General features: G+C 66.5%; 9 protein-coding genes. 7 read left to right on the plus strand and 2 right to left on the minus strand.

The annotated features are described in order from the left end of the window. Window positions 1-89 precede the first annotated feature (89 nt). Entirely contained in the window at window positions 90-1,076 is a 987-nt protein-coding gene (locus tag ACVZTU_RS02570) for an LLM class flavin-dependent oxidoreductase (protein WP_139470325.1), read from the plus strand. Between the two features lie 110 nt (window positions 1,077-1,186). Beyond that, window positions 1,187-1,756, plus strand: coding sequence for a GNAT family N-acetyltransferase (locus tag ACVZTU_RS02575; RefSeq protein ID WP_216657127.1), 570 nt, complete (start codon window positions 1,187-1,189; stop codon window positions 1,754-1,756). Between the two features lie 29 nt (window positions 1,757-1,785). Here ACVZTU_RS02575 and ACVZTU_RS02580 read toward each other — a convergent pair whose 3' ends face one another. Further along, window positions 1,786-2,739, minus strand: a complete 954-nt coding sequence (locus ACVZTU_RS02580) for a LysR family transcriptional regulator (RefSeq protein ID WP_482401313.1) — start codon at window positions 2,737-2,739, stop codon at window positions 1,786-1,788. A gap of 103 nt (window positions 2,740-2,842) precedes the next feature. On the opposite strand from ACVZTU_RS02580, the gene ACVZTU_RS02585 reads away from it, so the two are divergent. Further along, window positions 2,843-4,600 carry an L-aspartate oxidase gene (locus ACVZTU_RS02585; RefSeq protein WP_482401314.1) on the plus strand — a complete coding sequence of 586 codons (1,758 nt, stop codon included), beginning with the start codon at window positions 2,843-2,845 and terminating at the stop codon, window positions 4,598-4,600. A 148-nt stretch (window positions 4,601-4,748) separates the two neighbouring features. Then, window positions 4,749-5,162 carry a VOC family protein gene (locus ACVZTU_RS02590; RefSeq protein ID WP_181272292.1) on the plus strand — a complete coding sequence of 138 codons (414 nt, stop codon included), beginning with the start codon at window positions 4,749-4,751 and terminating at the stop codon, window positions 5,160-5,162. A gap of 26 nt (window positions 5,163-5,188) precedes the next feature. Here ACVZTU_RS02590 and ACVZTU_RS02595 read toward each other — a convergent pair whose 3' ends face one another. After that, window positions 5,189-7,258 carry an MFS transporter gene (locus ACVZTU_RS02595; RefSeq protein WP_482401315.1) on the minus strand — a complete coding sequence of 690 codons (2,070 nt, stop codon included), beginning with the start codon at window positions 7,256-7,258 and terminating at the stop codon, window positions 5,189-5,191. A gap of 513 nt (window positions 7,259-7,771) precedes the next feature. Here ACVZTU_RS02595 and ACVZTU_RS02600 point away from each other — a divergent pair. The 3 genes from ACVZTU_RS02600 (at window position 7,772) to kdpB (ending at window position 13,067) form a co-directional block, all read left to right on the plus strand. After that, window positions 7,772-8,848 (plus strand): IS110 family RNA-guided transposase, encoded by a 1,077-nt coding sequence (locus ACVZTU_RS02600; protein ID WP_482401316.1) that lies wholly within the window; start codon window positions 7,772-7,774, stop codon window positions 8,846-8,848. Between the two features lie 279 nt (window positions 8,849-9,127). Further along, window positions 9,128-10,888 carry a potassium-transporting ATPase subunit KdpA gene (gene kdpA / locus ACVZTU_RS02605; protein ID WP_181272293.1) on the plus strand — a complete coding sequence of 587 codons (1,761 nt, stop codon included), beginning with the start codon at window positions 9,128-9,130 and terminating at the stop codon, window positions 10,886-10,888. A gap of 1 nt (window position 10,889) precedes the next feature. Further along, window positions 10,890-13,067 (plus strand): potassium-transporting ATPase subunit KdpB, encoded by a 2,178-nt coding sequence (gene kdpB / locus ACVZTU_RS02610; RefSeq protein WP_181272294.1) that lies wholly within the window; start codon window positions 10,890-10,892, stop codon window positions 13,065-13,067. The last annotated feature ends 67 nt before the right edge of the window (window positions 13,068-13,134 follow it).

The raw sequence follows: 13,134 nt of genomic DNA on the forward strand, positions 1-13,134 counted from the left end.
CGTCTGCTCGGACTGTTGCCTCAAGTGACTGAAATTCTGCGACTGCATCCCGCAACCGCACCGTGCGCCCACCGAAGGAGCCTTCCGCCTTGTCCGTTCCGTTGAACATCCTCGATCTCGTCTCCATCCGGGAAGGAGCCACCGCGCGCGAGGGCATCGCCGAATCGATGGCGAACGCGAAGCTCTCCGACGAACTGGGATACAAACGCCTGTGGTTCGCCGAGCACCACAACACGATGGGCCTGGCCGCCAGCGCCACAGCACTGCTCATCTCTCAGGCCGCCTCGGTGACGGAGAAGATCCGGGTCGGGTCCGGCGGTGTCATGCTGCCCAACCACGCGCCACTCATGGTGGCCGAACAGTATGGAACGCTCGCGAACATCCATGGGCCGCGCATCGACTTGGGCCTCGGGCGCGCACCAGGCACGGACGGGATGACCGCGCAGGCGCTCGCCCGATCCTCGGCCGAACCACAGGACTTCGCACAGAACATCTATGACATGCAGGGCTGGTTCTCCGAGACAGGGCAGGCGCACACGATGCCGATCAAGTCCGCGGTCTCGGCGGGGATGAACGTGCCCATCTGGGTGCTCGGGTCGACGATGAACGGCGCCTCGATCGCCGGTCAGCTGGGCCTCCCGTTCTCCCTGGCCTCGCACTTCGCACCCGACCAGATCGACATCGCGATCAAGACCTACCGCGATTCGTTCACCGCCGATGCGCCGACCGCCCAGATCGACGAACCCTACGTCATGGCCGGGATCAACGTCATGGTCGCCGATACCGACGCCGAGGCGGCCCGCCAGTTCACCTCAGTCCAGCAGATGTTCAACGACATGCGCACCGGCCGCCGCCGCAATCTGCAGCCCCCGGTCGACCCGGCCGAGATCTATGCGCAGGGCGGAACCAGCCCGATGCTGTCCATCAGCGCCGTCGGCTCACCGGATACTGCGACCGCGCAGATGGCCGAGTTCGTCGAACGCACCGGCGCCGACGAACTCATCACCGTCACCTACGCCTACGATCCAGAGGTGCAGCGCCAGTCGCTGAAACTGCTCGCCGACGCCTGGTTCTGAGGCGACGACTGAGCGGACCCCAGGCTGGGGCGCGAGCCGCCGTTCGGCCATTGGCTGTGGACATCGACGGTGTCGGCGAACCCGTCGAACCGCGGTAGATTGGTATCGTGATGATTGCCGTGCGTGAGGCGACTGCCGCCGATGTCCCCGCCGCCGCAGGAGTGCTCTCCAGAGCCTTTGATGAATACTCCTGGACGCGGTGGTCTGTGCCGGCCGACCGCTATCGCGCGCGGCTGGAGGAGCTGCAGGCGATTTATCTCGCCCACGCGGTCGAGTGCGGGCTGGTGATCGTCGAGGAGAAGTACCGGGGCGTGGCGGCCTTCGTGCCCCCGGAAGCTCCCGACCTTAACTCCGAGCGACAGAATCGCGTGAGCGAGCTGCTCGGTGATCGCCTCGAGGTGCTGATGGCCACACACCTGCCGTCGCGGCCCCACGCCGCGTGGGATCTCGCCACCATCGGTGTGGAACCCGACAGCTGGGGGTCGGGCATCGCGTCGGCGATCCTCGCCGAAGGTCTGCGCCGGATGGACACGATCGGCTCCCTGGTGTCGCTGGAGACGTCGGATCCGCGCAATGTCGCTCTCTACGTCCGATTCGGTTTCAGTACCATCGCCGAGACGCAGGTGCCGAACGGTCCGAAGGTCTCGACCATGGTCCGCACGCTTTCGACTGAAGCATAGAGGCACTCCGTCCTCACCGAGGCTCGACCTCACCCCACCAGGCGCACATGTGCCGCCAGTCCGGGTTCGGTGTCGGCGAGCGTGCGGGCGGTGGACAGGACCGTCGACTCCATCGCCGAGGCGGCCCTCGTCGCCCGCACGTCCGCGCGCGTCGCGAGGCTGACCGTCCGCGTCAGCTGCGGATCGGACAGGGGCGCCGAGGTCAGCCGGGGGCGATCGACGAGCACCATGGCCGGGACGATCGCGACCCCGAGGCCGCGTTCGACGAACCGCAGCGCCGCATCCATCTCCACTCCTTCGACGACGACTCGGGGGCTCAGTCCGGCCGTCTCGAATGCCGTGGAGGTGGCCTCCCTGAGGTCGTAGCCGTGATGGAACAGGACCTGGGGACGGTCGGCCACCTCGGCGAGGGTGATCCGATCGGTCTGCGCACGGTCTGAGTTGAGCAGATCGGAACCGGCGGCGGCGATGACGACGAGATCCTCGGCGAGGATCCCGCGCAGGCTGAGCCTCGGCATCTGCGGGGCGAGGTCGAAGGTGCGGGTGATGAGCGCGAGGTCGAGTTCGCCGCCGGCCAGTGACTCGATGAGCTCACGGGAGCCTTTTTCGACGAGCTCGAGTTCGACGCCGGGATGGGCCGTGTGGAACCGGCTGATCGCCTCGGCCACTAGGCTCACGCACAGGGTCGGGGTCGCACCGAGCCGGACGCGACCGCGCCGCAGACCGGCGAGCTCGTCCATGTCGCGGCGGACCGCCTCGGCATCGGCGAGCATTCGTTTCGCCGTCGGCAGCAGGGTCTGGCCGGCGTCAGTGAGTGTGATGTGTCCGTGCGCGCGGTGGAAGAGCTCGGCCCCGAGTTCCTTCTCCAGCGTCGAGATCTGTCGGGACAGCGAGGGCTGGGCCAAGTGGAGCGTCGCGGCGGCTTTCGTGAAATGGCCGGTGGCGGCCACCTCGGCGAAGCTTCTCAGCTGTTCGAGGTTCACTGTGGGTCTCCGTGCAGGTCAGACATGGCAATAGCCTATCGCTATCGACTTGACTCAAACAATGCATTGGACGTATGGAGTAGGTGGTTCCATAGTGGAATCCATGCACACCACACAGGGCGGACCCCGCCGAAAAGAACACTCCATCTCCACCTCGGTGCTGGTCATCGGAACCGGCGGATCGGGCCTGCGGGCCGCGATCGAGGTCGCCGAAGCCGGCGCCGATGTCCTTGCCGTCGGCAAACGGCCGAAGGAAGACGCGCACACCTCGCTGGCCGCCGGCGGCATCAACGCGGCCCTGGCGACGATGGATCCGGACGACACGTGGCAGCAGCATGCTGCCGACACGATCAAGGAATCCTATGACCTCGCCAACCCCCGGACCGTCGAAATCGTCACCCAGGGAGCAGCCGAAGGCATCGCTGACCTGGAGCGATATGGAATGGACTTCGCGAAAGAGGACGACGGTCGGATCTCTCAGCGCTTCTTCGGTGCCCACACCTGGCGTCGCACCGCTTTCGCCGGCGACTACACAGGGCTGGAGATCCAGCGCACCCTCATTCATCGTGCCGAAGCCCTGAACATCCCCATCCTCGACCGCGTCTACATCACGAAGCTGCTCGTTGCCGACGGTCGGATCTTCGGCGCCTACGGCTTCGACGTCATCGACGGCACCGGCTACCGCATCCACGCCGACGCCGTCATCCTCGCCGCCGGCGGGCACAATCGGATCTGGCGGCGGACGTCGTCGCGGCGGGATGAGAACACCGGAGACTCCTTCCGCCTGGCCGTCGAGGCCGGTGCCCGCCTGCGCGATGCCGAACTCGTCCAATTCCACCCTTCGGGCATCATCGAACCGGAAAACGCCGCCGGCACCCTGGTCTCCGAGGCGGCCCGCGGCGAGGGCGGCATCCTGCGCAACGGTCTGGGGGAGCGGTTCATGGAACGCTACGACCCGCAGCGCATGGAACTGTCCACCCGCGACCGCGTGGCCCTGGCCGCCTACACCGAGATCGCCGAGGGACGCGGAACCGAGAACGGCGGCGTCTGGCTCGACGTGTCCCACCTGCCCCGAGAGACCATCATGAGCCGGCTGCCACGCGTGTTCCAGACGCTCATGGAAACGCAGATGCTCGACATCACGCGCTCGCCGATCGAGATCGCCCCGACCGCGCACTACTCGATGGGCGGAGTCTGGGTCGACCCGGTCGATCACAGCACCGACGTCGAGGGACTCTGGGCCATCGGCGAAGCCTCGTCCGGGCTGCACGGGGCGAACAGGCTGGGCGGAAATTCGCTCATCGAACTCCTCGTCTTCGGTCGCATCGTCGGCCAGTCGGCGGTTGCGTACTCCGAGGGGCTGGAGGCGCAGGTGCGGAGTCGGGATGCCGTCGCCGAGGCGCGGGCCGAGATCGCCGGTCTGCTGGCATCCGAGGGAACGGAGAACGTCCGGGCCCTGCAGCGCGAGGTCCGCAACCTCATGACCGAGCACGCCGGAGTCGTCCGCGACGAGGCGGGTCTGCAGGCCGGGCTGGAGAAGCTCGCGGCGATCGAGGCGCGCCTCGAACTCGTCGGGATCCATCCCGATATCGCTGGATTCTCCGATCTCGCGCACGCCTTCGATCTCAAGTCCTCGGTGCTCGCGGCCCGCGCGACCATCGAGTGCGCGTTGGAGCGCCGTGAGACCCGCGGCTGCCACAACCGCAGCGACTACCCGGAGATGGACCCGGCGCTGCAGGTCAACCTCGTGTGGTCGCCGAGCGTTGGGGTGGTCCGCGAATCGATCCCGCCGGTCGACCCCGAGGTCGAGGAGCTCATGCACACCGGCGAGATCAGCCAGGAGGGCAAGCTCGTCGAATAACCCCATCCCCAATTACTACCTGACGGCGGCCCAGCAACCTTGCGCGAGGTTGCTGGGCCGCCGTCAGGTGTGTCTGAGGGGTGTCGCGCCGAGGCAACAGGCGGGCTGAGAGTTGTCGGCGGCATCGCGGCACCATACACTCCCGGTTATGGCCCTCAACGTGGAACGGATCGACCACATCGTGCTCAACTGCCGCGATGTGACGGCAACGGCGGAATGGTACGAACGAGTCCTGGGCATGCGCGCCGAACGGTTCGGCCCCGCACAGCGAGTCGCGCTCGCCTTCGGTGATCAGAAGATCAACCTCCGCCCGATCGGCGCGGCCGACGATGATCCGGACTGGGTGACGGGCAGCACCGAAGCTGCCGGGTCAGAGGATCTCTGCTTCATCACGACCACCACTCCCACCGCCGTCGCCGATCATCTCACCGACTGCGGAGTCGAGATCGTCAACGGACCGGTGACGAAGGTCGGTGCCCTCGGGCCGATGACCTCGCACTACTGCCGCGACCTCGACGGGAATCTCATCGAAATAGCGGTGTACCCCACTGCTGGGCCCTGAGCCGCCGACGGGCAGCAGAGCGAGGGTCACGCGAGTACGGACCCGACCGGCACCCGTTCACGCAGGTACCCCGCGACGGCCATCCGGTTGATCGCCGAGCGGCTGACGATGCCGACCATACGTCCCTCGGGGCCGTCCACCACCGGCACCTTCTTCAGCTTCGCATCGGAGAGGGCGGCGACGGCATAAGCGATCGAGGCGTCGACGTCGATGGTGACGACCTCACGGTTCGCCAGGCGCATGACCTCGAGATTCGCAAGATCGGCCATGGCCTGGCTCAGATCATCCTCGGCGCCGATTGCGAACGAGTAGATCGATGTCGACGAAGGGCGGGCAGCCGACAGATAGCGCATCACGTCACCGTCGGAGAGGAAGCCGACCAGGTCGCCGTCGGCGTCGACCACCGGTGCTCCCGAGATGCCGCGATCGGTGAAGGTCCGCAGCGCCTCGAGCACGCTCTGGTTCGCCGACAGAGTGAACACCTCGGACTTCATGATCGCCGCGACGGTGGTCGGATCGACCGATCCCACCGTGATGTTCGCCGAGGTGGCCGACCGGTCGACCGGAACCGCCGAGGCGGCCGATAGTTCCGTCGCGTCGCCCATGGAAGCTGCGCCCGGGCCGGGTACGCCCGGGTCGGCGTCATCCGCCGAGTCACCCTGACTGTTGCGACCCGCTCGACCGCCGCGGTCATGCCTCACCGAACGGTAGGCGAGGAACGCGAGCACGATGCCGATCACCGAGGTGGCCACCACAAATGCAACGGCACCGCGGAAACCCAGGAGCAGCGACGAGAGTTCGCTGCCGCCGGAGTTCAGGCGTGCCTTGCTCAGGGCACCGTAGACTCCGGCGGCCAGTGACGTACCGACGCAGCCGGCGATCTGGAAACTGGTGGACACGACGGTGACACCATGCGGACTGGTCTCGTGATCGAGGTGGGACAAGGCGAAGGTCTGCGCGGGCCCGATGACGAACGCCGTCGCCAACACCGCCGGGACGTAGAGCGCGCCGAAGATCACGAGAGACGTCTGCCCTGCCGCCAGTCCGACCAGGCTGACGAAGACGGCCATGACGAGGAAGCCGATCGGGATCGGCCACCGACCACTGTGGCGATCGAACAACCGTCCGGCTACGGGACCCAGAGCCACTGTGAGCAAGATGCCCGGGGCTAATGTCAGCGAGGCGCCCAGCGGCGGAACATCGCGTGCTGCCTGCAGAAACAGGGGGATGACGACGTTCATCGCGAAGACGAACACAAGTCCGAGCATCGTCATCACCACACCGAGCACGAACGGGGTGCTCGAGAACGGCCGCAGGTCGAGAAGCGGATGATCGATCCGCCGCTGGCGGGCGATGAACGCCCACAGTGCCAGCAGTCCGATCACTCCGGACGTCGCTGCCCACACGGCGGAGCCGCCGAATGCCGCGGTGACACCGTAGAGGATGCCGACGAGCGCCACGGCAACGAGCAGGAACGAGAGGGTGTCGAGGCGGGGTCGGCCGAGCTCGGCGACGGTGCGCAGGACGAGAGTTCCGGCGATGAGCACGATGAGACACAGACCGCCGAAGACCCACATGAGCGTCGTCCACGGGGCGACGGTGAGCAGAGCTCCGGAGAGGACGATGGCCAGCGACGGTCCCAAGGTGGTCATCGCCGCCATGATGCCCATGTTCATCCCGAGCTTCTCGCGCGGGGAGACAGCCAGGGTGGTGTTCATGCCGATAGGGGTGAGCAGGCCAGTGCCGATCGCCTGCGGCAGTCGTCCGATGAGGAGGACGCCGAAGTTCGGCGCGAAGGCTCCGACGAGCGACCCGATGACCATGACCGCGACGACGCTGACGAACAGACTGCGGGTGGGGAACCGGTGATAGAGGACATTGGCGACCGGGACGAAGACCGCGGCGACGAGAAGGTAGGCCGTGGTCAGCCACTGGACCGTGGTCACGGCGACGCCGAAGTCGGCCATGATCGGGGTGAATGCGACATTGAGGAAGGTTTCGTTGAACGTGGCAAGGAACGCTGCGGCGGCGGCAACCGCGATCATCGGTCCCACACGTTCGGTCGCGTGCGGACGGGAATGGGCAGGTGAGGTCATGGAATCTCCTGACAGTCGGCGGATGTCAGCTGCTTGACCGTGCCGTGTCAGAAGTTGCTCGAGTGAACCTCGCGTGTCGTGTCATCGAAGCGCTGTGGCCAATGGGCCGTGATCGAATGTAGCAGATTTCGCCGATCTTCGTAAGCCGAGCCGGACCGATCGCTCCCGCCCACTCCCCCAATTACTACCCGACGGCTGTGAGTCTTGGTAGTGGCTGGTCTGGGACCGGCTGGCAGAGTAGGTGTTGGCCGTACCCATCCCGTGATCGTGACTCAACCCGGCGGTGACCCACCCCCTTTGGTGGTGTCTTCGGGCCGATTTGTCCGATCACATGGGTGGTGCGGCCGGCACCAGCCCGGCCCACCTCGGTAACTTGATCAGAAGGCTGTCCACCCCCGGAAAACCGGGGGCGTGACTCATCACAGTGTTGTTCCGAAGTGACTCCTACCCGGACCGGTACCGGCCGCAAGCGGCCGGTCAACCTATCGGTCAAACAGGAAGCTTCGAACCGCCATGTCCATTGTCGCGCACTTATACAACTTCTTCATCGGCGTCGATACCCACGCCAGAAACCACGTCTACACGATCATCACCAACACCGGTCTCCTCGTCGCTACCCGCAGTTTCCCGACGTCGCGGGCCGGGATCAAACGGGCTCTGAACTGGGCTGGTAGGCGCACCGGCGGTGACCTCGACACCCTCTGGGTTGTGGAAGGAACCGCATCCTACGGGGCGGTGCTGACCGGGCACATCGCCGCGGCCGGATACTCGGTCGTCGAAGCCGGGCGGATGGATGCCAAGGCCAGGTTCGGTGTGGGCAAGAGCGACGAGCTCGACTCCTACCGGATCGCGGCATCCGTGTTGGCGTTGCGCACTGACCAGCTGCGGTGGCCGCGACAAGGCGCGGGTGTCCGGCAGGCACTGCGTGTCCTGCTGGCAGCCCGGGACGCGATGACCACGGAACGGACTCGGATGATCAACTCCCTGACAGCTCTGGTGCGCACCATCGATCTGGGCATCGATGCCCGTCAGTCATTGACTGATGACCAGGTCACAGAGATCGCGAAATGGCGGGCCCGCAATGAGGACATTGATGTGTCCACCGCCCGTGATGAAGCAGTCCGTCTGGCCAAACGGGTCCTGGCTTTGAATGACGATCTGCAGGACAACCATGACAGGCTCGCCGAGCTCGTTGAAGCCAGCCCGGCCGCGGTCTTGCTGGCCGAGCCCGGGATCGGTCCGTTCAGTGCTGCTGTGTGCTTCACCGCGTGGTCCCATCCGGGTCGGGTACGGAACGAGGCTGCGTTCGCAGCTTTGGCGGGGGTCAACCCGATCCCTGCGTCGTCGGGTAACACGCACCGGCATCGGTTGAATCGGGGTGGGGATCGGCAGTTGAACCGGGCTTTGCACACGGTGATCACGAACCGGATGATCCACGATGAGAGGACCAGGGATTATGTTGCCCAGCGCTTTGGTGAGGACCCGACGAAGAAGTCGAAGAGGGAGCTCAAACGCAAGCTCAAATGGTATCTAGCGCGTCGGGTCTTCAGGATTCTCAACGGGTTAGAAACTAGTCCCGCGCCGGCTTGACAGACATAGAAGGATCGGCCCAGCAACCTTGCGCAAGGTTGCTGGGCCGCCGTCGGGTAGTAATTGGGGTGTTGGGGTTGTGTTGGGAGGTGTGAAGATCGCGTTAAGATCGCCCGCCGACCGGCCCCTGCGGCGGTGGGATGGACGCATGTCATTCACTTCATCGCCGAGGCGGCCGACCGGACCGTCGCACGCTGCGTCCCGTACGGGGCAGGTCCGCTCAATGCGTTCTGAGCACTGCCCGTGCACCGAGTTCCGCTCCTCCCGGGAGGGCCGGTCATGAGCTGGTTCGCTGGCATCACGCAGATCCTGCTTGTCCTCGCTCTTCTGGCCGCGGCCCACGTTCCGCTCGGCAACTACATGGCCCGCGTGTTCCTCTCGGAGACCGACACCCGCGCCGAATCCGTCCTCTACCGCCTCACCGGCGTCGACTCGTCCTCGCAGCAGCGGTGGCGCACCTACTTCCTCTCGGTCCTCGGGTTCACGGCCGTCTCGCTTGTCGTCCTCTTCGGCTTGCTCCGCCTCCAACACGTCCTGCCACTGTCGAACGGCAAGTCGGATGTGCCCGTCGACCAGGCGATCAACACTGCGGTCTCCTTTGTCACGAACACGAACTGGCAGTCCTACTCCGGTGAGACGACGATGGGCTTCCTCGCCCAGATGGCCGGGCTCGCCGTCCAGAACTTCGTCTCCGCGGCCGTCGGCATCGCCGTAGCCGTCGCCCTCATCCGCGGGCTCATGCGCTCGAACTCCCTGTTCATCGGCAACTTCTGGGTCGACCTCACCCGCTCGACACTGCGTATTCTGCTTCCGCTCTCGGTGCTCTTCGCGATCATCTACATGGGACTCGGCGTCATCGACAATCTCACCCCTGACCAGGTCGTCCACACCGTCACCGGCGGCACCCACGCCGCCGACGCAGCCCAAGCCGGCAGCACCATCACCCAGACCATCCCCGGTGGTCCCGATGCCAGCCAGGAGGTCATCAAACACCTCGGCACGAACGGCGGCGGCTTCTTCAACGCGAACTCCGCGCACCCGCTCTCGGCTCCGAGCGCCCTGGTCAACCTCGCGAACATCTTCCTCATCCTCCTCATCCCCTCGGCACTGCCGCGCACCTTCGGCATCATGGTCGGCAGCCGCAAGCAGGGCTGGGCGATCCTTGTGGCCATGGCCACCTTCTTCGTCCTCTCACTCGCCGCCGTCATCGCCCTTGAAACGACGACCACCACCCCGGCTTCCCACGCAGCGGGAGCCGCAATGGAAGGCCGCGAAACCCGTTTCGGCGTCATCCCCTCGGCTTTCTTCGCCGTGGCCACGACTCTGACCTCGACGGGAGCGATCGACTCGGCCCACTCGAGCTACTCAGGACTCGGGGGAGCGGTGCTCATGATCAACATGATGATCGGAGAGATCGCCCCCGGCGGCGTCGGCTCCGGCCTCTACGGCATGCTCATCGTCGCAATCGTTGCCGTCTTCGTCTGCGGACTCATGGTCGGTCGCACTCCGGAGTTCCTCGGCAAGCGCATCGGCCGGACCGAGATCACCTTGGCGAGCACCTTCATCCTCGTCTCCCCGGCGCTGACCCTGATCGGCACCGCCGTGGCCACGCTGTGCCCGGGCACGCTCGACTCGGTCCTCAACACCACCTCGGCGATCCAATCCTCCGGCCACGCAACCGCGCAGACCGCACAAACCGCGACCCAACTCAACCCTCACGCCCTGTCCGAGATCCTCTACGCCTTCACCTCGGCGGCAAACAACAACGGATCCGCGTTCGCCGGCCTTGACGCGAACACCCCGTTCTTCAACATCGCCCTGGCGATCGCGATGCTGCTCGGCCGCCTCGTGCCGATCGGCGCCGTGCTCGCGCTCGCCGGAGCGTTGGCCAAACAGACCCCCGCCGAGGCGAGCCCGGGCACCCTGCCCACCCACCGACCCCTGTTCGTCGGGGTCGTCGTCGGCAGCGGCTTCGTCATCAGCGCCCTCACCTTCCTCCCCGTGCTCGCACTGGGACCGATCAACGAAGGACTCATGTGAGATGAGAACCATCACCGCTCCCGCCCTCCTCCAGGCAAGCCTGCTCGGGCTCAGAAAGCTCGACCCCCGCACCGCCTGGCGCAACCCCGTGATGTTCCTCGTCGAGATCGGCGCGGCCATCACCCTCATCCTCGCGATCGCCGATCCCAGCCGTTTCACCTGGGCGATCAGCATCTGGCTGTGGCTGACAGTCGTCTTCGCCAACACCGCCGAGGCGCTCGCCGAGGGCCGCGGCAAGGCCCAGGCCGACTCCCTTCGGGCCAGCCGGGTCAGCGTCGACGCAACCCGCGTGCTGCCGGGCGGGGGCACCGAAACCGTGCCCGCCTCCCAGCTGCAGGCCGGGGACCGGGTGCTCGTGACCGCAGGTGAGACGATCCCCGGCGACGGCGACGTCATCGAGGGTGCGGCCACCGTCGACGAGTCCGCCATCACCGGCGAATCCGCGCCCGTCATCCGTGAGGCCGGCGGCGACCGCTGCGCCGTCACAGGCGGGACGAAGGTGCTCTCCGACTCGATCACCGTGACCGTCACCGCGAGCCCCGGAGAGAGCTTCCTCGACCGGATGATCACGATGGTCGAGGGTGCGAACCGGCAGAAGACCCCCAACGAGGTGGCCCTCGGCGTCTTCCTCTCCGTGCTCACCCTCATCTTCATCCTGGTGGTGCTCAGCCTCGCCCCGATCGCCTCCTTCTCCGGCGCCCCGCAGTCGCTGACCGTGCTCATCGCCCTCCTCGTCTGCCTCATCCCGACGACGATCGGCGCGCTGCTCTCGGCAATCGGCATCGCCGGCATGGACCGGCTGGTCGCGGCGAACGTGCTCGCGAAGTCCGGCCGCGCCGTCGAGGCCGCCGGTGACGTGTCGACGCTGCTGCTCGACAAGACCGGCACGATCACGATGGGCGACCGGCAGGCCACCGACTTCGTGCCCTTGGGATCGACGACACCGGAACGGATCGCCGAGGCGGCCCGGCTGTCCTCGTTGGCCGACGACACCCCCGAGGGCAGGTCCGTCGTCACCCTCGCCGAGACGGAATTCCGCATCGACGCCGCCGGCCTCGAGGCCTATCCCGAGGCCGAATTCATCTCGTTCTCGGCGACGACCCGCCTGTCGGGGATCGTCCTGCCGGTTCGTGAGCAGGTCACTGAGCAGGATGGGGCGACTTCCCCCGCCGAGGTAGGCGCACATCGATCCGCGCGTACGCGGTCGACCGTCGTCGAGGTAGTCGGAAGGACTGGTGCGGGTGCGTCGTCATCCGCCGCGGTGGGGTTGGCCGCGGGAGTGGCACCGTTGCGTCGCACCGTGGTCAAGGGTGCGGCCAAGGAGGTCATCGCGTGGGCCCGCGACCGCGGGGCCGAGGTCCCCGAGGCCGCGACCGCCGAGGTCGAACGCATCAACACGGGGGGCGGCACGGCACTCCTCGTCGCTGAGGCTGTCGGGTCCTCCGCACGGGTGCTCGGGGTCATCGACCTGCGCGACATCGTCAAACCGGGCATGGCCGAGCGCTTCGCGACGCTGCGCGAGATGGGGATCCGGACGGTGATGATCACCGGCGACAACGAGCTCACGGCCCGCGCGATCGCCCGGGAAGCCGGGGTCGATGACTTCCTCTCCGAGGCCACGCCCGAGGACAAACTCGCCCTCATCAAGACCGAACAGGCCGGCGGTCGGATGGTCGCGATGACCGGGGACGGGACGAACGACGCGCCCGCGCTCGCGCAGGCCGACGTCGGGGTCGCAATGAACACGGGCACGACCGCGGCGAAGGAGGCCGGCAACCTCGTCGACCTCGATTCGGATCCGACGAAGCTCATCGACATCGTCGCGATCGGTAAGCAGCTGCTCATCACCCGTGGGGCGCTGACGACGTTCTCGATCGCCAACGATGTCGCGAAGTACTTCGCGATCATTCCGGCGATGTTCCTGCTCGCGTTCCCGGGGCTCGGGGCGCTCAACATCATGGGTCTGCACAGCCCCGCCTCGGCGATCCTGTCCGCGGTGATCTTCAATGCCCTCATCATCGTCGCCCTCATCCCGGTCGCGCTGCGCGGGGTGCGGTTCCGGGCGCGGACGGCCTCGTCGCTGCTGCGGATGAACCTGCTCGTGTTCGGCATCGGCGGACTCATCGTCCCGTTCATCGGCATCAAACTCATCGACCTCGTCATCGCGCCGCTGCTCTGAGCAATTCACCACTGCGGGTGGTGCACCGCTCTGAAGCGCCCGCCTGACCTCGTCGTTCACACTGACT

It is taken from the genome of Brevibacterium sp. OS20, assembly GCF_056837565.1.

Coding starts and splice junctions, on each gene's coding strand:
- ACVZTU_RS02600 (WP_482401316.1), top strand. CDS start 7,772: ATGTCCATTGTCGCGCACTTATACAACTTCTTCATCGGCGTCGATACC.
- ACVZTU_RS02590 (WP_181272292.1), top strand. CDS start 4,749: ATGGCCCTCAACGTGGAACGGATCGACCACATCGTGCTCAACTGCCGC.
- ACVZTU_RS02595 (WP_482401315.1), bottom strand. CDS start 7,258: ATGACCTCACCTGCCCATTCCCGTCCGCACGCGACCGAACGTGTGGGA.
- kdpB (WP_181272294.1), top strand. CDS start 10,890: ATGAGAACCATCACCGCTCCCGCCCTCCTCCAGGCAAGCCTGCTCGGG.
- kdpA (WP_181272293.1), top strand. CDS start 9,128: ATGAGCTGGTTCGCTGGCATCACGCAGATCCTGCTTGTCCTCGCTCTT.
- ACVZTU_RS02585 (WP_482401314.1), top strand. CDS start 2,843: ATGCACACCACACAGGGCGGACCCCGCCGAAAAGAACACTCCATCTCC.
- ACVZTU_RS02575 (WP_216657127.1), top strand. CDS start 1,187: ATGATTGCCGTGCGTGAGGCGACTGCCGCCGATGTCCCCGCCGCCGCA.